This is a genomic window from Streptomyces sp. NPDC001204 (assembly GCF_053598035.1).
The window spans coordinates 1-20,138 of sequence record NZ_JBSFJL010000008.1 but is presented as its reverse complement, the minus strand read 5'-3'; the positions used below and the strand labels follow the sequence as shown (position 1 = coordinate 20,138).

Below are 20,138 nucleotides of genomic sequence, written 5' to 3'. Positions count from 1 at the left end.
CGGTCGGCGCCGCCCCGTGCGCCGTGCGCGCCCGCTTACGTGCCGCATGGGCCGCCCGATGACCGGCCCGCCCCCGGGAAACGTGAGTGCGAGCCAAGCTCTGGGCAGAACAGTGGGGAGAACCGCGCGTCGGGGAGCCGCGACCGGGGGTCAGCCGCAGGGGGCGGGCCGGAGGCGGACACGAGCCGGAAGAGCCGCACAGAGCCGCACAGCCGAAAAGAGGGGCCGCCCTGGTGTCCAGCGCAGCCGAGCAGGAGGCGGTGGCGGGCGGGCGCGCCACCGAGGAGGGGCGGCCGTCCGCCGCCGTGAACGGCGCGCACCGCGCGGCGCCGCCACCCGTCGTGCCCGTGTGGCCGGGTGCGCCGACGCCGCTGGGCGCCCGTTTCCGGGCCGGCCCGGACGGGACGGCGGGCACCGGCTTCGCGCTGTGGGCGGGCGGGGCGGAGGCGGTCGAACTGTGCCTGTTCGACGGGCCGGGCCCGGACGCGGAGGAGACGAGGGTCGCGCTGACCGAGCTGACGCACGAGACCTGGCACGGTTTCGTGCCCGGCGTCATGCCGGGGCAGCGCTACGGCTACCGGGTGCACGGCCGCTGGGACCCGTGGACGGGCGCCCGCTGGAACCCGGCGAAACTGCTGCTCGACCCGTACGCGCGCGCGGTGGACGGTGAGTTCCGGCTGCCGCCGGAGGTCTACGGGCACGTACGCGACTGGCCGGACCAGCAGGTCGCGGACACCGTGCGCGACGAGCGGGACTCGGCGCCGTACGTGCCCAAGGGCGTCGTGGCCCACGATGACGACGACTGGTCCGACGACCGCCGCCCCGGGACGCCGTGGGCGGACTCGGTGATCTACGAACTGCATGTGCGCGGCTTCACCAAGCTGCACCCGGGGATTCCCCGGGAGCTGCGGGGGACGTACGCCGGTCTCGCCCACCCGGCGGCGATCGAGCACCTGGTGAAGCTGGGCGTGACGGCGGTGGAGCTGCTGCCGGTCCACCAGTTCGCGCACGAGGACCATCTGCTGCGCCGCGGCCTGCGCAACCACTGGGGCTACAACTCGATCGGCTACTTCGCCCCGCACGCCGGCTACGCCTCCTCCGGCACCGCGGGGGCCCAGGTGGGCGAGTTCAAGCGGATGGTGCGCGCGCTGCACGCGGCCGGTATCGAGGTGATCCTCGACGTGGTCTACAACCACACGGCGGAGGCCGGCGAGTACGGCCCGACACTGTCCCTGAAGGGCATCGACAACCAGCGCTACTACCGCCTCCAGCCGGACGCGCGCAGGTACGCCGACTACACCGGCTGCGGCAACACCCTGCACGTGGTCCAGCCGAACGTGCTGCGCCTGATCACCGACTCGCTGCGGTACTGGGTGACGGAGATGGGCGTGGACGGCTTCCGCTTCGACCTCGCCGCCGCGCTGGCCCGCGCCATGCACGACGTCGACATGCTCTCGCCGTTCCTCGCGGTCATCGCGCAGGACCCGGTGCTGCGCCGGGTCAAGCTGATCGCCGAGCCGTGGGACGTCGGCTCGGGCGGCTACCAGGTGGGCGCCTTCCCGCCGCTGTGGACGGAGTGGAACGACCGCTACCGCGACACGGTGCGGGACTTCTGGCGGCACGCGCTGCCGGACGTGCGGGAGATGGGCTACCGGCTGTCGGGTTCCAGCGACCTGTACGCCTGGGGCGGACGCCGCCCCTACGCCTCCGTCAACTTCGTCACCTCGCACGACGGTTTCACCCTGCGCGACCTGGTGTCCTACGAGCGCAAGCACAACGAGGCCAACGGCGAGGGCAACCGGGACGGCACCGACGACAACCGCTCCTGGAACTGCGGGGCGGAGGGCGAGACGGACGACGAGCGGGTGCGGGCGCTGCGGCGCGGGCAGCTGCGCAACCTCATGACCACCCTGCTGCTGTCGACGGGTGTGCCGATGCTGGTCGCCGGCGACGAGCTGGGACGCACCCAGGGCGGCAACAACAACGCCTACTGCCAGGACAACGAGACCGGCTGGCTGGACTGGAGCCTGCTGGAGGACCCCTGCTGGCGGGAGCTGGCGGAGCTGACCGCCCGTCTGATAGCGCTGCGCCACCGGCATCCGGTGCTGCGCCGCCGCGCGTTCTTCTCGGGGCGCGCGCACTCGGCGGACGGGCTGCGGGACCTGGCCTGGTTCACCCCGTGCGGTACGGAGATGACGGAAGGGGACTGGTACGCCCCCGCGGCCACCCTGGGGATGTACCTGTCCGGCCGGGACATCCCGGGCCGCGACGAGCGCGGTGACCCGATCGTCGACGACAGCTTCCTGGTGGTGCTGCACGCCGGGGACCGCCCGGTGGGCTTCGTCCTGCCGGGGCCGCCGTGGGCCCAGCGGTACGAGGTGATCGTGGACACCTCGCGTGAGGAGCAGGCCCGGGCGCCGGGCGTGGCGCACGCCTCGGGCGCCGCGATCACGGTGCCGGCGAGGTCCGTACTCCTGCTCAGGGTGGCGGAATAGAGAGGTCCCGGCCGAGGATGCCCCGGTCGTACGCGACCGCGACCGCCGCCGCGCGGTCCTTGACGCCGAGCTTGGCGTACAGGTGGGTGAGATGGGTCTTCACGGTGGCCTCGCTGATGAACAGCTCGCGGGCGATCTCCCGGTTGGAGGTGCCCTTGGCGACCAGGGCCAGCACCTCGCGCTCGCGGGCGGACAGCGGCTCGTTGCCGGGGGCGGGCGCGCGGACCGCGGAGACCAGCCGGGAGGCCACGGCCGGGGAGAGGACCGTACGGCCCCGCGCGGCGGCGCGGACGGCGGTGAACAGCTCGGCGCGCGGGGCGTCCTTGAGCAGGTAGCCGGTCGCGCCCGCCTCGATCGCGGGCAGGGTGTCGGCGTCGGTGTCGTACGTGGTCAGCACGAGCACCTTGGCGCGGGCGCCGCGGCGGGTCAGCTCGCGGATGGCGTCCACGCCGGAGCCGCCCGGCATGCGCAGGTCCATCAGGATCACGTCCGGGTCGAGCGCGGCGGCCCTACGGACCGCCTCGACGCCGTTCGGCGCCTCGCCGAGGACGGTGAATCCGGGCGCGGACTCGAACATGCCGCGCAGGCCGTCGCGCACGACGGGATGGTCGTCGACGACCAGCAGGGAGATCACGGCGTCATCGGTCATGGCGTACCAACGGTACGCGAGCGGAGACCGCGGTGCCGAGCCCCGGCTCCGACTCGACCGTGAGGGAGCCCGCGATGCGCTCGGCGCGGGCGCGCATGCCGTCGAGGCCGAAGCCGCCGGCGCGGGTGCGTTCGGGCACGGCGAGGGGGGCGAAGCCGCGGCCGTCGTCGCGGATGTCGAGGGAGACCTCGTCGCCCATGAAGGACAAGGTGACGCCGACCCGGTGGGCGCGGGCGTGCCGGGCCGCGTTGGACAGGGCCTCCTGGGCGATGCGCAGCAGGGTCGCCGAGACCTCGCCGTGCAGTTGCGCGATGGTTCCGGTGACGGTGAAGCCGGCCCGCACGCCGGTGCGTTCGCCCCATTCGGCGACCGTCTTCTTCAGCGCCTCCGGCAGCCCGTCGGCGGCGAGGGCGACCGGGGCGAGGTTGTGCACCGAGCGGCGGGCCTCGCCGAGGCTGTGCCGGGCGAGGCCGGAGGCACGTTCCAGGTGGGTGCGGGCGGTGTCCAGGTCGGGGGCGTTCGCCACGACCTGGAGCTGGGCGATGATCCCGGTCAGGCCCTGGGCGAGGGTGTCGTGGATCTCGGCCGCGAGCCGGCGGCGCTCGTCGGCGACGCCCGCCTCCCGTGCCTGGACGAGGAGTTGGGCGTGCAGCGCCGCGTTCTCGTCGAGCGCCTGCTGCAACGCCGTGTTGGTGCGCTCCAGTTCGGCGATGGTGTCGGCCTGGACGACGGCGCGGGCCTGCTCCTGCTCGGCGTACCGGGTGAACACACTGACCATGCAGACGTTGACGGCCAGGACCAGGAAGAAGCCGAGCCACAGGATCAGCCCGTGCGGCGGCATGCCGCCGATCTGGCTGCCGGACATGGTGACGGCGGTCAGGAAGAGACCGGGCATCACCAGGCGGCGGGGCAGCTCGCGGCCGGCGGTGTAGTAACCGGTCACGGCGTAGAAGGCGAAGAACGGGTTGATCCAGGTCAGCACGAAACCCATGGCCCAGCGCAGGAAGTAGAGGCCGGCACCGGTGCGGCTCGGACCCGGCCGCTTCCGTTTCGCCCTCGCCCAGCCCACCTGGAGCACGACGGCCGCGGCCACGAGCACTCCCGAGACGGCCGTCTCGGACCGGTCCATGCCGATCAGGCGGGCGGACAGGGCCGCCGCGACGACACCGGCGGCCAGCAGCGCCCAGGGCCCCCACATGTCGAAGGAGGCCCGGGGCTGCTGTTGCGCCGCGTCCGTCATCCCACCAGTGTCCGGCACGGCCGGCTCACTCCCAGCGGAACCAGCGCGCGGCCCCCGCGGTGAGCAGCACCGCCCACGCGGCCGTCACCCCCAGGTGGGACCAGCCCGGCCAGTGGCCCTCGGCCGCCTGGTTCAGGGCCTGGGCGGCGGCGCCGAACGGGGTCCAGCCGACGATCCCGGCGAGCAGGTCCGGCATGGCCTGCACCGGCAGCCACACGCCCGCGCAGAACATCATCGGGAAGAGCGCCGCGGACCCGATCGCGCCCGCGATCCTCGTGGTGCGGGACATCGCGGAGATCACCGCGCCCAGGGCGAGCGCGGCGAACACCGCCAGCAGGAGGGCGACGGCGTAGCCGAACGGCTGCCTCGGCAGGGTCACGCCGAAGGCGAGCCGGCCGACGGTGAGCGAGAGCAGCGCGGAGGCCAGGGCCGCGCCCCCGAACACCACCATGTGCGCGGACAGCAGGGCGGCGGGCCGGACCGGGGTGGTGGACATCCGGCGCAGGATGCCGCGTTCGCGGTAGCCGGTGAGGACCTGCGGCATGCCCTGGAGCCCGCCGAGGATCAGCCCGAGCAGCACCGTGACCGGCACGTAGGCGTCGATGGGGCGCAGGCCCCCGAAGGCCTGGTCGGCTTCCCGGAAGGACGGGATGGAGCCGAGGATCACCAGGAGCAGGGTGGGGAACAGCAGAATCCAGAAGATCGCTCCGGGCTCACGGCCGAACAGGCGGATCTCGGTGCGCAGTACGGCCGGGTTGACCAGGGCGTTGCTCATGCCTCGACCTCCGTCAGATCCAGGAAGGCGTCGTCGAGCGTGGCGTCGGTGACGCGGAGTTGATGGGCCGTGATGTGGTGGCGGGCGAGCAGCGTGATGACGGCGTTGACGGTCTCGTCGGACCCGGAGAGGGTGATCCGGCCGTCCTTGTACGCCACGGAGGCGAGTTCGGGCAGCGCGTTCAGATCGTGCTCGTCCAGGGGCTCGGACGGGGTGAAGCTGATGACGGTGGCGCCCGCCGAGCGCCGGATCAGGCCGTCCGGGGTGTCCAGGGCGGCGAGGCGCCCCCGGTCGATGACGGCGATCCGGTCGCACAGGCGCTGGGCCTCCTCCATGAAGTGGGTGACCAGGAGGATGGTGACGCCGCGGGCCCGGACGTCCTCGATGAGCTGCCAGGTGTCGCGGCGGGCGCGCGGGTCGAGCCCGGTGGTCAGCTCGTCGAGCACGACGATCCGGGGGTTGCCGATGAGGGCGAGCGCGATGAACAGCCGTTGCTTCTGGCCGCCGGAGAGCTTGGCGAAGCGGGTGGTGAGCTTCTGCTCCAGGCCGAGGCGTTCGGCCAGCGGCCGCCAGTCGGCCGGATCGGGGTAGAAGGACGCGTACAGCTGAAGCGCCTCGCGGACGGTGAGCTTGGCCTGCAACTCGCTCTGCTGGAGCTGGGCCCCGAGCACACGGGCGACCTGTTCGTGGTCCGCGACGGGGTCGAGGCCGGTGACGCGGACGCGGCCCGCGTCGGGGACGCGCAGGCCCTCGACGCACTCGACGGTGGTGGTCTTGCCGGCGCCGTTCGGGCCGAGGACGCCGAAGATCTCGCCCTCCTCGACGGCGAAGGAGACGCCGTCGACGACGGTCCGGCCGCCGTAGGACTTGCGCAGTTCGCTGACTTCGATGACGGACATGGTTCGAGAATCCCGGCGGACGGGGCCCGCGCACATCGCCCGGCGCGCTCGAAGCCGCATCAGCCGATCGGTTGATGCGGCACTACGACCGGACCGGGGCCGACGTGGCTCCCGCGGTCGAACACGCAGGTCGTAGGACCAGCGGCGGAGTCCGGTCCGGGCAAAACTCGGTGGGAGATGTCGGCGCCGGTCCGTAGGCTCGCCCGTGATGCCCACGACACCTGACACCCCCGAGGACCGTACCGGCTCCACCGGTCCGACCAGCCGTTCGGCCGTCCGTGCGCTGCTGCGCCTGTGGCCGTACGTGCGGCCGGTCCGCGTACGGCTGTTCACCGCCGCGTTCATCGCGGTCGTCGCCTCCTGTGTGGGACTGGTGATCCCGCTCGTCCTGAAGTGGATGGTGGACGGGCCGATCGCCGACCGGGATCCGCGCGGCGTGTGGCTCGGCGCGCTGTACCTGCTGCTGCTCGGGGTGGGCGAGGCGCTGCTGTTCGGGCTGCGGCGGTGGCTGGTGGCGAGGCCGCTGTCGAACGTCGAGGCGGAGATGCGGGCGGACCTGTACCGGCATCTGCAACGGCTGCCGGTCGCCTTCCACGACCGGTGGGCGTCCGGGCAGTTGCTGTCCCGGGGCACGACGGACCTGATGCTGCTGCGCATGTTCCTCGCCTTCCCGCTGACGTTCCTGCTGGTCAACGGGGTCACGATCCTCGTGGGCGTGATCATCATGCTGATGCAGGACTGGACACTGGGGCTGGTGATGCTGGCGCCCGCCGTGCCGCTGATCGCGTTGAGCGCGGTCTTCGAGAAGCGGTACGCGCATGTGGCGCGGCTGGCGCAGGACCAGGTCGGGGACCTGACGACGGTGGTCGAGGAGAGCGTGCTCGGCATCCGCGTCATCAAGGGGTTCGGCAGGCACCGCAGTCAGGCGCGGGCCTTCCGCGACCTGTCGCGGACGCTGCGGGGCACGGAGCTGCGCAAGGCCCGGCTGCTGGCGGCCATCTGGGCGGTCATCATGACCCTGCCGGAGGCGGCCATCGGGGCCACGCTGGTGGTGGGCTCGGTGCAGGTCGCCTCGGGCGGTCTCTCGGCGGGGACGCTGGTCGCCTTCCTGTCCACGGCGCTCGCCCTGCGCTGGCCGGTGGAGTCGATCGGCTTCCTGCTGGCGATGAGCCAGGAGGCGGCGACGGCGACCGAGCGGTACTTCGAAGTGATGGACGAGGAACCGGAGTCCGGGGAGCCGGCGGTGCGGGCGGCGCGTACGCCCGTGCCGGGCGGCGGCTCGCGCGGCCCGGCGTCGCCGGACCCGGCGCGCGAAGGGCTCCGCTTCGACAACGTCCGCTTCCGTTACCCCGACGCCGCGCCCGGTTCCCGGCCCCTCCTGGACCGTGTCGACCTGCACATCCGCCCCGGTGAGTCGATGGCCCTGGTCGGGGCGACCGGAAGCGGCAAGACGACCCTGACGGCGCTCGTCCCCCGCCTCCACGAGGTGACCTCGGGCCGGATCACGCTGGACGGCGAGGACATCACCGCGATGTCCCGCGAGGAACTGCGCTCGATGGTCTCCGTGGCCTTCGAGGAGCCGACCCTGTTCTCGGCGAGCGTCGGCGACAACGTCCTGATGGGCACCGACGGCAGCGCCGGGGACGCCGAACTGGACCGCGCGCTGTCCGTCGCCCAGGCCGGCTTCGCGCACGCCCTCCCCCAGGGCACCGCGACCCAGGTGGGCGAGCAGGGCCTCAGCCTCTCCGGCGGCCAGCGGCAGCGCCTCGCGCTGGCCCGTGCCGTGGTCGGGCGGCCCCGGTTCCTGATCCTGGACGACCCGCTGTCCGCCCTGGACGTGCACACCGAGGCGGCCGTGGAGGCGGCCCTGCGCCAGGTCCTGTCCGACACCACCGCCCTGATCGTGGCGCACCGCCCCTCCACGGTCCTGCTCGCCGACCGGGTCGCCCTGCTCTCCGACGGCCGGATCACCGCCGTGGGCACCCACCACGAACTGCTGCGCACCAACGCCGAGTACGCCCACCTGATGTCGGGCGGACACTCGCCTGAAGAGCCACAAGGACCGGGAGAACCGGGAGAACCGGGAGAACCGCGGGAAGAAGAGGACGACGAGCGATGACGGCCCCCACGAAGCCCGTACCGGCCACCGGGGACGAGCAGGCCCCGCCCCGCCCCGAGGACACCGGCGACCCCTTCGACCGCGACGTCCTGCCCACTCCCCCGGGCGCCACCTCCGCCCTGCTGCGCTCCCTGCTCGCGCCCATGAAGGCCCGGGTCGCCGGCACCACGCTCCTGCTGCTGCTCCAGCAGGCGGCCGTGCAGGCGGGCCCGCTGCTGGTGGCGTACGCGATCGACACCGCCGTACCGGCGTTCCGCGACCACGACCGCGGCCCGCTGGTCGCGGTGGCGGTCGGCTATCTGCTGTGCGCGCTCGCCTCCGGCGCACTCCAGTGGGCGTTCGTCATCGCCTCGGCCCGGGTCAGCCAGGACGTGCTGCTGGATCTGCGGGGCCGGATCTTCCGCCATGGGCAGGCGCTCAGCGTGGACTTCCACGAGCGCTACACCTCGGGCCGGCTCATCTCCCGCTCCACCACGGACGTGGAGTCGCTGCGCGAACTGCTCGGCGAGGGGCTCGACGAGCTCGTCTCCGTCGTGCTGTCCTTCGTCTGCATCTCGGCGATGCTGCTGTGGCTGGACCTGGGGCTCGGCGCGGTGGCGGTGGCGTCCTTCGTGCCGCTGTACCTGCTGATCCGGGCGTACCGGCGGCGGGCGGGGCGGGTGTACCAGGAGCGGTCGACCGCGATCGCCGCGGTGATCGTGAAGTTCGTGGAGACGATGAACGGCATCCGGCCGGTGCGCGCGTTCCGCCGCGAGGCCGCCAACGACGCCGGCTTCCGCGTTCTGAACCGGCGCCACGAGCGCACCAACGGCGACGCCCTGCTGGAGATGGCCCGCTATGTCGTCAGTTCCCGGCTGGTCGCCAACACGACGGTCGCGGTGATCGTGCTGTGGGGCGCCTACCGGGTGGCGGACGGCTCGCTGGAGCTGGGCGTGCTGGCGGCGGCGGTGCTGTACCTGCGCCGGCTGTACGACCCGATCGACCGGCTCGGCATGTTCCTCAACTCCTACGAGTCGGCGGCCGCCTCGCTGGAGAAGATCGCGGGTTTGCTGGCGCAGACGCCATCCGTGCCCGAGCCGCCGGCGCCCCGGCCGCTCCCGGCGCCGAGGTCGGAGCTGCCCGGCCGCGAGGTGGTCTTCGACGGGGTCGGCTTCGGCTACCGCACCGGCGGCGAGGTGCTGCCCCGCTTCGATCTGGTCGTTCCGGCCGGGCAGACCGTCGCCGTGGTCGGCTCCACCGGCGCGGGCAAGTCCACCCTGGCCAAGCTGCTGGCCCGCTTCTACGACCCCTCCGCCGGGCGCGTGCTGCTCGACGGGGTGGACCTGCGCGAACTGGGCGTGTCCGAACTGCGGCGTGGGGTGGTCATGGTGACGCAGGAGGCCTTCCTGTTCTCCGGCACGGTCGCGGAGAACATCGCCATCGGCCGCCCGGAGGCCACCCGTGAGGAGATCGAGCAGGCGGCGAAGGCGATCGGCGCGCACGACTTCATCAGCGCCCTGCCCGACGGCTACGACACGGACGTACGCAAGCGGGGCGGCCGCATCTCCGCGGGCCAGCGTCAACTGGTCTCCTTCGCACGGGCGTTGCTCGCCGATCCGGCGGTGCTCATCCTCGACGAGGCGACCAGCTCACTGGACATCCCGGGTGAACGGGCGGTGCAGACGGCGATGGCCACGGTGCTGCGGGGGCGTACGGCCGTGGTGATCGCCCACCGCCTGTCCACCGTGGAGATCGCCGACCGGGTGCTGGTGATGGAGCACGGCCGGATCGTGGAGGACGGCGCCCCGGCCGAACTCATCGCGGGCACGGGCCGCTTCGCGGACCTGCACCGCGCCTGGCGCGACAGCCTGGCCTGAGCGGAGAGGACCGGGAAGCGGTGATCGACGCCTACGAGGATCCCGGGACGCCCGACTCCCGGGGCGGCTGGCGGTACCTGTGGTGGCTGGTGCTGCGCCAGCCGGGCCGGTCGGCGGCCGGGGCGGTGCTGGCCAGCGTGTGGATGGTGCTGCTGGCGGCGACGCCCTATCTGATGTCCCGGGCGGTCGACGACGGGCTCCAGCCGGGGAACATGGCCGCGCTGGCCGGCTGGACCGGGCTGCTCCTCGTGGTCGGGGCGTTCAACGCCTGGCTGAGCGCCATGCGGCACCGCACGATGACCCGGGTGCGGATGGACGCCAACTTCCGCACCGTCAAGGTCGTCGTCGACCACGTCGTCCGGCTGGGCGCCGCGCTGCCGCGCCGGGTCGGGGCCGGTGAGGTCGTCACGATCGGCGTGGGCGACGTCCAGACGATCAGCTCGTGCCTGACCGTGGTCGGCCCGGGGGTGGGCTCGGTCGTCGTCTACGCCGTCGTGGCCGGGCTGCTGCTGTCGATCTCCGCGTCGCTGGCGGCCGTCGTCCTGCTGGGGGTGCCGCTGATCGCGGTGCTCGTGGGGCCGCTGATGCGGCGGTTGCAGGGCGCGGAGGGCGAGTACCGGGAGCGGCAGCGCGTGCTGACCGCGCGGATCGACGATCTCGCGGGCGGGCTGCGCGTGCTCAACGGGCTCGGCGGCAAGGGGCTGTTCGCGGACGCCTTCCGCCGGGACTCGCAGCGGCTGCGGGCGCAGGGCTACCGGGTGGGCGCGGTGACCAGCTGGATGCAGGCCCTCGGGATGGGCCTGCCGACCCTGTTCCTGGCCGTGGTGACCTGGCTGGCGGCCCGGCTGGCCGCCCAGGGGCGGATCACGGTGGGCGAGCTGGTGTCGGTGTACGGCTATGTGGCGGTGCTGGTGGGGCCGGTGGCGTTCTTCGTGGACCTGGGCTACCAGCTCGGCCGGGGCGTGGTCGCCGCCCGCCGGGTGGCACGGCTGTTGCGGGTGCAACCGGAGAAGGACACCGGAACGCACGACGGGCCGGCCGAACCGGCGGTGCTGTACGACCCGGTCTCCGGGGTCCGGGTGCCGCCGGGCCGGCTGACCGCGCTGGCCGGGGCCCGGCCCGCCGACACGGCGGCCGTGGTGGACCGCCTGGGCCGGTACGAGCCGTCCGCGGCCACCTGGGGCGAGGTGCGGCTCGACGCGATCGGGCTGCCGCGGGTCCGGGAGCGGATCCTGGTCGCCGACAACGAGGCCGACCTGTTCGCCGGGACCCTGCGGGAGCTGGTGTGCGGGCGCGGGGAGCGCGAGGACGCCGAGGTGGCACGGGCGGTGCGTGCCGCCGTCGCCGAGGACATCGTGCAGGGGCTGCCGGACGGGCTCGGCTCGGCCGTGACCGCTCAGGGCCGCAGCCTCTCCGGCGGTCAGCGGCAGCGGGTCCGGCTGGCGCGGGCACTGCTGGCCGGTCCGGAGGTGCTGCTGGCGGTGGAGCCCACCTCGGCGCTGGACGCGCACACCGAGGCCGCGGTCGCGGACCGGCTGCGCGGGGCCCGCGAGGGCCGTACGACGGTCGTCACGAGCACCTCCCCGCTGGTGCTGGACCGCGCCGACACCGTCTACTACCTGGTCGACGGCAAGGTCGCGGCCAGCGGCAGCCACCGCGAACTCCTCGACACGGAGCCGGGTTACCGGGCGCTGGTGGCGCGCGACACCGGGGACGGCGACGCCCTGACCGCACAGGAGGCCGCACGGTGACGGATCGGGTTCCGGGGCGGCTGCCGGTCGCCGAACCGGCGGACGTACGACGGGCGGCCCTGCGGCTGATCCGCGCCGACCGGCGGGCCTTCGCGGCCGTACTGGCGCTGAACGCGCTGGCCGCCGTCGCCGGACTCGCCGGGCCCTGGCTGCTCGGCCGGATCGTGGACCACGTCCGGGCCGGGGGCGGGGTCGGCGCCGTGGACCGGATGGCGCTCGCCATCCTGGTGTGCGCGCTGGCGCAGTTGCTGCTCGCACGCTGGGCCCGGTACGTGGGGCACCGCTTCGGCGAACGCACGCTGGGCCGGGTGCGCGAGCAGTTCGTCGCCCGGGCGCTGAGCCTGCCCGCGTCCGTGGTGGAGCGGGCCGGAACCGGCGATCTGACCACGCGTGGCACCGCCGACGTGGCCACGGTGGGCACAACCCTGCGGGACGTGGGCCCCGAGCTGCTGGTGTGCGGCATGGAGGCGCTGTTCGTACTGGTCGCGGTGTTCGTGCTCGACCCGCTGCTGGGCGTCGTCGGAGTGCTGGCGCTGACCCCGATCTGGTTCGCGCTGCGCTGGTACCTGCGCCGGGCGCGGGACGGCTATCTCGCGGAGGGCGCGGCCACCTCCGAGGTCGCCGAGGTCCTCGCGGCGACCGCCTCCGGGGCCCGTACGGTCGAGGCGTTCCGGCTGGCCGGGCGGCGGATCGCGGCGAGCCGGGACGCGCTGGAGACGGCCCGGCGCAGCCGCCTGTACACGCTGTTCCTGCGCAGCGTGTTCTTCCCGGTGGTGGAGGTGTCGTACATCCTGCCGGTGGCCGGGGTGCTGCTGGTGGGCGGTGTGCTGCACGGGCGGGGAGCGGTGAGCCTGGGCGCGGTGGTGGCCGCCGCGCTGTACCTGCGGCAGTTCACCGAGCCCCTCGACCAGATCCTGATGCGCGTGGAGCAACTGCAGAGCAGCGGGGCCTCCTTCGCCCGGGTGGAGGGCCTGGCGCGGGCCCCGGAGGCCGTGCCGGGCGGCTCGCCGGAACCGGCGGGCGACCGCATCGACGTGACCGGGGCGCGCTATGCCTACGAGCGCGGCGGCGAGGTGCTGCGCGGGGTCGACCTGACGGTACGGCCCGGGGAGCGGCTGGCCGTGGTCGGACCGTCCGGCGCGGGCAAGACCACGCTGAGCAGACTGCTGGCCGGTGTCGACGCGCCGACCGCGGGCTCGGTCACCGTGGGCGGGGTGCCCGTCGCCGGTCTGGAGCCGGAGCGGCTGCGCCGCCAGGTCGTCCTGGTCACCCAGGAGCACCACGTGTTCCTCGGCACGGTCCGCGACAACCTGCGGATCGCCGAACCGGGCGCCACCGACGAGCAGTTGTGGTCGGCCCTCGCCGCTGTGGGGGCCGACGCCTGGGTGCGGGAACTGCCCACGGGCCTGGACACCGTCCTGGGTACGGCCGGTCACCGCACCGACGGCTCGCAGGCCCAGCAACTCGCCCTCGCCCGTGTGGTGCTGGCCGATCCGCACACCCTGATCCTGGACGAGGCCACGGCGTTGCTCGACCCGGCCACGGCCCGCCACACCGAACGGGCCCTCGCCGCCGTCCTCCGGGGCCGCACGGTCATCGCCATCGCCCACCGCCTCCACACCGCCCACGACGCCGACCGGGTCGCCGTCATGGAGGACGGCCGGCTGACCGAACTGGGCACCCACGACGACCTGGTGGCCTCCGGCGGGGCGTACGCGGCCCTGTGGCACACCTGGCACGGGAGCGGCGCGACACCGTCGGACGAGGACGGCGACGCGGTCCCGTAGCGGCCACCGCGGGGTTGCCCGCGGACGCGTGACGGGCCGTCGGACCCTCGGATTTCGGTCGACATCGCGCCCTCCCGCCGGGGTGACCTCTGTATCGATCCGGCCGCCCCGACGGCTGAAAATCGCCCCTGCCGCGGGCCGCCCCGCGGCCGGGACCTCGGGTGCCGCCTCCGAGGTCCAAGGCACATGCGGAGGCCAGTTCATGACGTCGCAACATTTACCGGACAGTCATTTTTCAGCCAACATCACTTCGGGGCGCTGACATGTACGCGTCCTCGGTGCCACTCTTCCTCCACCCGCCGCACGAGCACAGCACCCTCACCCCCCGATCCGGGCCGGCAGCCCCACGCCGTACTGGATCACCCCCACATAAGGAGCTTGTGTGACTCCCCGCTACGCGCGTCACAAGCGCATCACTCTGGCCGTCGCCACCGCTGTCGCCGCCGGAGCCCTCCTCAGCACCGGTCTGACCACCAGTGCCTCGGCCCAGACCACGGCCGAATCCACCGGCGCGGCCCACCTCGCCGCCGCCCCCACCTTCCTGACCAACGCCGCCCGCACCTCGCTGATCCAGCAGGCGCAGGCCGACGCCTCCGGGACCGCCCAGGAGATAGGCCTCGGCGCCAAGGAGGAGTTGGTCGCCAGGGACGTCATCCAGGACGCCGACGGCACGGTGCACACCCGCTACGAGCGCACCTACGCCGGTCTCCCCGTCCTCGGCGGCGACCTGATCGTCCACAGCTCCAAGGCCGGCAAGACCCAGGGCGTGACCAGAGCGAACAAGGCGGCCATCAAGGTCGCCACGCTCACCCCGAAGGTCGCCACCGCCAAGGCCGAGAAGCAGGCCGTGACCCTGGCCCAGGCCGCCGGCTCGGAGAAGGTCACCGCCGACCAGGCCCCGCGCAAGGTCATCTGGGCGGGCGACGGCACGCCGGTCCTCGCCTACGAGACGGTCGTCGGCGGTCTCCAGGAGGACGGCACCCCGAACCAGCTCCACGTCATCACCGACGCGGCCACCGGCCAGAAGCTCTACGAGTACCAGGGCATCGAGACCGGCACCGGCAAGACCCTGTACTCGGGCACCGTCAGCCTGACCACCACCCTGTCGGGGTCGACGTACCAGCTCTACGACACCACCCGCGGCGGTCACAAGACGAACAACCTGGCCGGCGGCACCTCCGGCACCGGCACCCTGTTCACCAACACCACCGACGTGTGGGGCACCGGCACCGCGTCGAGCTCCGTCAACGACCAGACGGCCGCCGCGGACGCCGCCTACGGCGCCCAGACGACGTGGGACTTCTACAAGAACACCTTCGGCCGCAACGGCATCAAGAACAACGGCGTGGGCGCCTACTCCCGGGTCCACTACGGCAACAACTACGTCAACGCCTTCTGGGACGACAGCTGCTTCTGCATGACCTACGGCGACGGCTCGGGCAACACCCACCCGCTGACCTCGCTGGACGTCGCCGGCCACGAGATGAGCCACGGCGTCACCGCCGCCACCGCCAAGCTGAACTACTCCGGCGAGTCCGGCGGTCTGAACGAGGCCACCTCCGACATCTTCGGCACCGGCGTGGAGTTCTACGCCAACAACGCCTCGGACCCCGGTGACTACCTCATCGGTGAGAAGATCAACATCAACGGCAACGGCACCCCGCTGCGCTACATGGACAAGCCCAGCAAGGACGGCGGCTCCGCCGACTACTGGTCCTCCACCGTGGGCAGCAAGGACGTGCACTACTCGTCCGGCGTCGGGAACCACTTCTTCTACCTCCTCGCGGAGGGCAGCGGCGCGAAGACGATCAACGGCGTCAGCTACAACTCGCCGACGTACAACGGCGCCACGGTCACCGGCATCGGCCGCGCCAAGGCGCTGCAGATCTGGTACAAGGCGCTCACCACGTACATGACGTCGACCACCAACTACAAGGCCGCCCGCACGGCGACCCTGAACGCGGCGTCGGCGCTGTACGGCTCCGGCAGCACCGAGTACAACACGGTCGCGGCGGCCTGGACCGCGGTCAACGTGACCTGATCACCGGCTCGTTGAACGACGGCGGCCCCCGGGAGGACAGCTCTCCCGGGGGCCGCCCTACGCTTGGGTCGCATGTCGACGGCACAGTTCACCTACGAGGAGGTCGGCGCGACCCGCGAGCAGGGTCAGTGCCCGCCCGGCTTCCAGCCTCTGCACGTGCGCACCCGCATAGGCGTGGGCGAGGAGGTGTTCCGCCGGGCCTCCGAGGCCGTGATGACGTGGGAGATGCACCGCGCCCTGGGCGTCGGCATCGAGGCGAGCGCCGACCGGGCCGCGCCCGGCGTCGACGTCACCGTCACCCTCGCCGGTGTCGTCAGGGCCCCCTGCCGTGTGGTCTGGACGGAGCAGGAGCCCCGCCGCGCCGGGTGGGCCTACGGCACCCTGGCCGGTCATCCGGAGTGCGGCGAGGAGTCCTTCCTGGTGGACCGCACGGGCGACGGCACCGTCTGGCTCACCGTCACCGCGTTCAGCCGCCCGGCCAAGTGGTACGCCCGGGCGGCCGGCCCGGCCACCCGCGGCCTCCAGCACGCCTACGCCCGCCGCTGCGGCACAACGCTGCGCAAACTGTGCGCCGGCATCCCGGAGCCGTGACCCGCCGCGCCCACCCCGCTGCGGCACACACCGCCCCACGCGCCTCGTGGTGCGGGCCGGGCGGTCGGCTGCCGGGCCTCCGGGCTCCCGAAGGGGCCCCGGGAGCCGAGGCCCGGCGGCCCGGTCAGCGCAGGAGTACCCCCGCCTGCTCACCGGCCTCCTGCGGCGGGGTGGTCACCAGGCCCAGTTCCGCGTTGGAGGCGAGGAAGCGGTGGGCGGGGAGGATGCGGACCGTGTAGCCGTAGGGGCCGGTGCGGTCCAGGGACAGGGGGCCCTCGTACACCCAGCGGCCGTCGGAGTCGGGGGCGCCCGCGGGTTTCAGCGGGACGGCGGTGGCGTCGGTGATGCGGTCCTCCTCGTCCACCCGGCCCGAGACGGCCTGCACCTCCACGTCGTCCGGGCCGAGGCTGCCCAGCCCCACACGCACCCGGAGGCCGAGGGTCGCACCGAGTTCGGCGGTGGCCGTACTGGCCGAGGTCTCCACGTGGTCGACGGTCACCTCGTGCCACGCCGAACGCACCCGCGCCTTCCACACCGCGAGCTCACGCGCCGCGTCCGGGCCGAGGGAGCGGTGGGCCTGGGCGGCGGGAGCGTACAGCCGCTCCACGTACTCGCGGACCATGCGGCCCGCCAGCACCTTCGGGCCGAGCAGGGACAGGGTCCGGCGGACCATCTCGATCCACCGCTCGGGCAGCCCGTCCCTGCCGTGCTCGTAGAAGCGGGGCGCGACCCGCTGCTCCAGCAGGTCGTACAGCGCGGCGGCCTCGACGTCGTCGCGGTGGTCCGGGTCGGTGCCCGCCCCGTCCGCCGTCGGGATGGCCCAGCCGAAGTCCGGCTGGAACCACTCGTCCCACCAGCCGTCCAGCACGGACAGGTTCAGGCAGCCGTTGAGCGCGGCCTTCATCCCGGATGTCCCGCACGCCTCCAGCGGCCGCAGCGGGTTGTTCAGCCAGACGTCGCAGCCGTGGTAGAGCTTCTGCGCCATCGCCATGCCGTAGTCCGGCAGGAAGACGATCCGGTGACGCACCCGCGGGTCGTCGGCGAAGCGGACCAGTTCCTGGATGAGCCGTTTGCCGCCGTCGTCCGCGGGGTGCGCCTTGCCCGCGACCACGATCTGCACCGGCCGCTCGGGGTGCAGCAGCAGGTCCATCAGCCGGTCCCGGTCACGCAGCATCAGCGTCAGCCGCTTGTACGACGGGACCCGGCGCGCGAAGCCGATCGTCAGCACCTCCGGGTCGAGGACGCCGTCGATCCAGCCCAGCTCGGCGGTCCCGGCGCCGCGCTGCCGCCAGGCGGCCCGCAGCCGGCCGCGCACCTCCGTCACCAGTTGCTCGCGCAGTTCGCGGCGCAGCTCCCAGACCTCCAGGTCGGAGATGTCGGCGACGGCGTCCCAGCGGTCGGAGCCGCCCACGGTCAGCGCGTCCTCGGTGCGCTGGGCGCCGACCTGCCGGGCGCCGAGCCGGAACACCTCCGGGGCCACCCAGGTCGGGGCGTGCACTCCGTTGGTCACCGAGGTGATCGGCACCTCCTCGGGGTCGAATCCCGGCCACAGTCCCGCGAACATCTCCCGGCTGACCCTCCCGTGCAGCAGCGAGACGCCGTTGGCGCGCTGGGCCAGCCGGAGGCCCATCACCGCCATGTTGAACAGGTTCGGCTCGCCACCGGGGTACGTCTCCATGCCCAGCCGCAGGATCCGCTCGACGTCGATGCGGGGCAGCTCGGCGTCGGGCCCGAAGTGGCGGGCGACCAGCTCCCGGTCGAAGCGGTCGATCCCGGCCGGGACGGGCGTGTGGGTGGTGAAGACCGTCCCCGCGCGCACCGCCTCCAGGCCGGAGTCGAAGTCCAGCCCCCGGTCGCACAGCTCGGCGATGCGCTCCAGGCCGAGGAAGCCCGCGTGGCCCTCGTTGGTGTGGAACACCTCCGGCTCGGGGTGGCCCGTGAGCCGGCAGTACGTCCGCACCGCCCGCACCCCTCCTATGCCCAGCAGCATCTCCTGAAGGAGCCGGTGCTCGCTGCCGCCGCCGTAGAGCCGGTCGGTCACCCCGCGCTCGCCGAGGTCGTTCTCCTCGACGTCGGAGTCCAGCATCAGCAGCGGAATCCGGCCGACCTGGGCGACCCAGATCCGGGCGTGCAGGGCCTTGCCGCCGGGCAGCGCCAGCGAGACCCGCGCCGGGGCGCCGTCGGACTCCCTCAGCAGGGTGACGGGCAGCTCGTTGGGGTCCAGGACCGGGTAGTGCTCCTGCTGCCAGCCGTCCCGGGACAGGGTCTGCCGGAAGTAGCCGTGCCGGTACAGCAGCCCCACCCCGATCAGCGGCACACCGAGGTCGCTGGCCGCCTTCAGATGGTCGCCGGCGAGGATGCCGAGGCCGCCGGAGTACTGCGGCAGCGCGGCCGTGATGCCGAACTCGGGCGAGAAGTAGGCGACCGCGGCGGGCAGGCCCTCGGACCGGTCCTGGTACCAGCGGTCACCGGTCACGTAGTCGTGCAGGTCGTCGGCGGCGGCGGCCAGCCGGCGCAGGAAGCGGCGGTCGCCGGCCAGCTCGGTCAGCCGCGCGGCACGCACACTGCCGAGCAGGCGTACGGGGTCGCCGCCCGAGGAGGCCCAGCGCTCGGGGTCGACGGACTGGAAGAGGTCACGGGTCTCGGCGTGCCAGGACCAGCGCAGGTTGCGGGCCAGCTCGCTGAGCGGGCGCAGGGGCTCGGGGAGAACGGGACGGACGGTGAACCGACGGATCGCCTTCACATGCCACCTCGGCGCGTTCGCTGGATGGACGCACTGCGCTGTGCGCCCCGTCACACAAAACGGTACCGGTCCGAGTGCGGGCGCCGCTGGGTTCGGACACTGTCCGACATCGACCTGAACAGACCGGTTCGACCCCCGTGGCGTCCGTGTCCGGACTGGACCGGTCTTGTGTGCGGAGATACGCGCGAGTAGTTAACAAAGTGCCGGATTGCTCACCCGAATAGGGTGGGAAGGCTCCTCCGGTACACCGACAGCAGCACCGCACCCAGGACCCCGCAGAACCCCGCAGGACCCACCTCCCCACACACATCCGCCCACACCCTCGTTGACGCGGACAGGAGCGGTCATGCCCGCCACGCACCACTCGGCAACACCACGAACCACCAGCAAGAGCAGCACCGGCTACACCTCCGGCCGGCCCGGCGCCGACGCGCCGCCGGCCGGCCAGGACGCCCCCCGGCAGAACCCGCCGGCCCCGGAGCCGTCCCCCACGGGCGGCACCACGGCCGTCGGCCGGATACCCGTCCTCGACGTCCGCCCGGTCGTCCAGCACGGCCGCAGGCCCGCCAAGGCGGTGACCGGAGAATCGTTCGAGATCTCGGCCACCGTCTTCCGTGAGGGTCACGACGCCGTGGCCGCGAACGTCGTCCTGCGCGATCCACGGGGCCGCCCCGGCCCGTGGACGCCGATGCGCGAGCTGGCGCCCGGCACCGACCGCTGGGGCGCCACCGTGACCGCCGGCGAGCCCGGCCACTGGACGTACCAGGTGGAGGCCTGGGCGGATCCGGTCACCACCTGGCGCCACCACGCGCAGATCAAGATCCCCGCCGGTCTGGACACGGACCTGGTCCTGGAGGAGGGCGCACGCCTGTACGAGCGCGCCGCCTCCGGAGTGCCCCGGGACGACGGTGGCCGGGACACCGTCCTGGCCGCCGTGGCGGCGCTGCGGGACGAGAACCGGCCGGCCGCGGACCGGCTGGCGGGGGCGTTGACGCCGGAGGTGGACGCGGTCCTCGCCCGGCATCCGCTGCGCGACCTGGTCACCGCCTCCGCACCCCTCGGCCTGCTCGTCGAACGGGAACGCGCGCTGTACGGCTCCTGGTACGAGTTCTTCCCCCGCTCCGAGGGCACCCCCGAGCAGCCGCACGGCACCTTCCGCACCGCTGCCCGCCGCCTGCCCGCGATCGCCGCC

Annotated in this window: 13 protein-coding genes; 8 read left to right on the top strand and 5 right to left on the bottom strand. The window is 73.3% G+C overall.

What is annotated here, in order from left to right; all coding sequences use genetic code 11:
* Positions 1-233 precede the first annotated feature (233 nt).
* Positions 234-2,495, top strand: coding sequence for a glycogen debranching protein GlgX (gene glgX, locus ACWC91_RS13460; RefSeq protein WP_450641341.1), 2,262 nt, complete (start codon positions 234-236; stop codon positions 2,493-2,495).
* On the opposite strand, the gene ACWC91_RS13455 is transcribed toward glgX, so the two are convergent.
* Genes ACWC91_RS13455 through ACWC91_RS13440 form a run of 4 tightly spaced genes read right to left on the bottom strand, consistent with a single transcriptional unit; the run spans position 2,479 to position 6,058 of the window.
* Positions 2,479-3,144, bottom strand: a complete 666-nt coding sequence (locus tag ACWC91_RS13455; protein WP_450641342.1) for a response regulator — start codon at positions 3,142-3,144, stop codon at positions 2,479-2,481. The genes glgX and ACWC91_RS13455 overlap by 17 nt on opposite strands.
* The gene (locus ACWC91_RS13450; RefSeq protein WP_225079541.1) at positions 3,134-4,384 is read right to left on the bottom strand and encodes a sensor histidine kinase; all 1,251 of its coding nucleotides are present in this window, start codon (positions 4,382-4,384) and stop codon (positions 3,134-3,136) included. The genes ACWC91_RS13455 and ACWC91_RS13450 overlap by 11 nt, the downstream gene beginning before the upstream one ends.
* 25 nt (positions 4,385-4,409) lie before the next feature.
* On the bottom strand, positions 4,410-5,159 hold the full coding sequence (locus ACWC91_RS13445) for an ABC transporter permease (protein WP_450641344.1): 750 nt from the start codon (positions 5,157-5,159) through the stop codon (positions 4,410-4,412).
* Positions 5,156-6,058: an ABC transporter ATP-binding protein gene (locus ACWC91_RS13440; protein ID WP_225079539.1), complete on the bottom strand. Its 903-nt coding sequence runs from the start codon at positions 6,056-6,058 to the stop codon at positions 5,156-5,158. The genes ACWC91_RS13445 and ACWC91_RS13440 overlap by 4 nt, the downstream gene beginning before the upstream one ends.
* A gap of 208 nt (positions 6,059-6,266) precedes the next feature.
* Between ACWC91_RS13440 and ACWC91_RS13435 the strand changes: the two genes are divergently transcribed.
* From ACWC91_RS13435 to ACWC91_RS13410, 6 genes are all read left to right on the top strand, one after another.
* Positions 6,267-8,177 (top strand): ABC transporter ATP-binding protein, encoded by a 1,911-nt coding sequence (locus ACWC91_RS13435; RefSeq protein WP_450641345.1) that lies wholly within the window; start codon positions 6,267-6,269, stop codon positions 8,175-8,177.
* Positions 8,174-10,033, top strand: coding sequence for an ABC transporter ATP-binding protein (locus ACWC91_RS13430; RefSeq protein ID WP_281155186.1), 1,860 nt, complete (start codon positions 8,174-8,176; stop codon positions 10,031-10,033). The genes ACWC91_RS13435 and ACWC91_RS13430 overlap by 4 nt, the downstream gene beginning before the upstream one ends.
* 20 nt (positions 10,034-10,053) lie before the next feature.
* Entirely contained in the window at positions 10,054-11,784 is a 1,731-nt protein-coding gene (locus ACWC91_RS13425) for an ABC transporter transmembrane domain-containing protein (protein ID WP_450641346.1), read from the top strand.
* Positions 11,781-13,571, top strand: coding sequence for an ABC transporter ATP-binding protein (locus tag ACWC91_RS13420; protein ID WP_225079535.1), 1,791 nt, complete (start codon positions 11,781-11,783; stop codon positions 13,569-13,571). The genes ACWC91_RS13425 and ACWC91_RS13420 overlap by 4 nt, the downstream gene beginning before the upstream one ends.
* Positions 13,572-13,953: 382 nt before the next feature.
* Positions 13,954-15,612, top strand: a complete 1,659-nt coding sequence (locus ACWC91_RS13415; RefSeq protein WP_450641347.1) for a M4 family metallopeptidase — start codon at positions 13,954-13,956, stop codon at positions 15,610-15,612.
* A gap of 72 nt (positions 15,613-15,684) precedes the next feature.
* Entirely contained in the window at positions 15,685-16,203 is a 519-nt protein-coding gene (locus ACWC91_RS13410; protein WP_450641349.1) for a DUF1990 domain-containing protein, read from the top strand.
* A 124-nt stretch (positions 16,204-16,327) separates the two neighbouring features.
* Here ACWC91_RS13410 and ACWC91_RS13405 read toward each other — a convergent pair whose 3' ends face one another.
* The gene (locus ACWC91_RS13405; RefSeq protein ID WP_225079532.1) at positions 16,328-18,946 is read right to left on the bottom strand and encodes a glycosyltransferase family 1 protein; all 2,619 of its coding nucleotides are present in this window, start codon (positions 18,944-18,946) and stop codon (positions 16,328-16,330) included.
* A 346-nt stretch (positions 18,947-19,292) separates the two neighbouring features.
* Here ACWC91_RS13405 and ACWC91_RS13400 point away from each other — a divergent pair.
* The coding region (locus ACWC91_RS13400; RefSeq protein WP_450725902.1) for a maltotransferase domain-containing protein at positions 19,293-20,138 on the top strand (846 nt) is incomplete at its 3' end.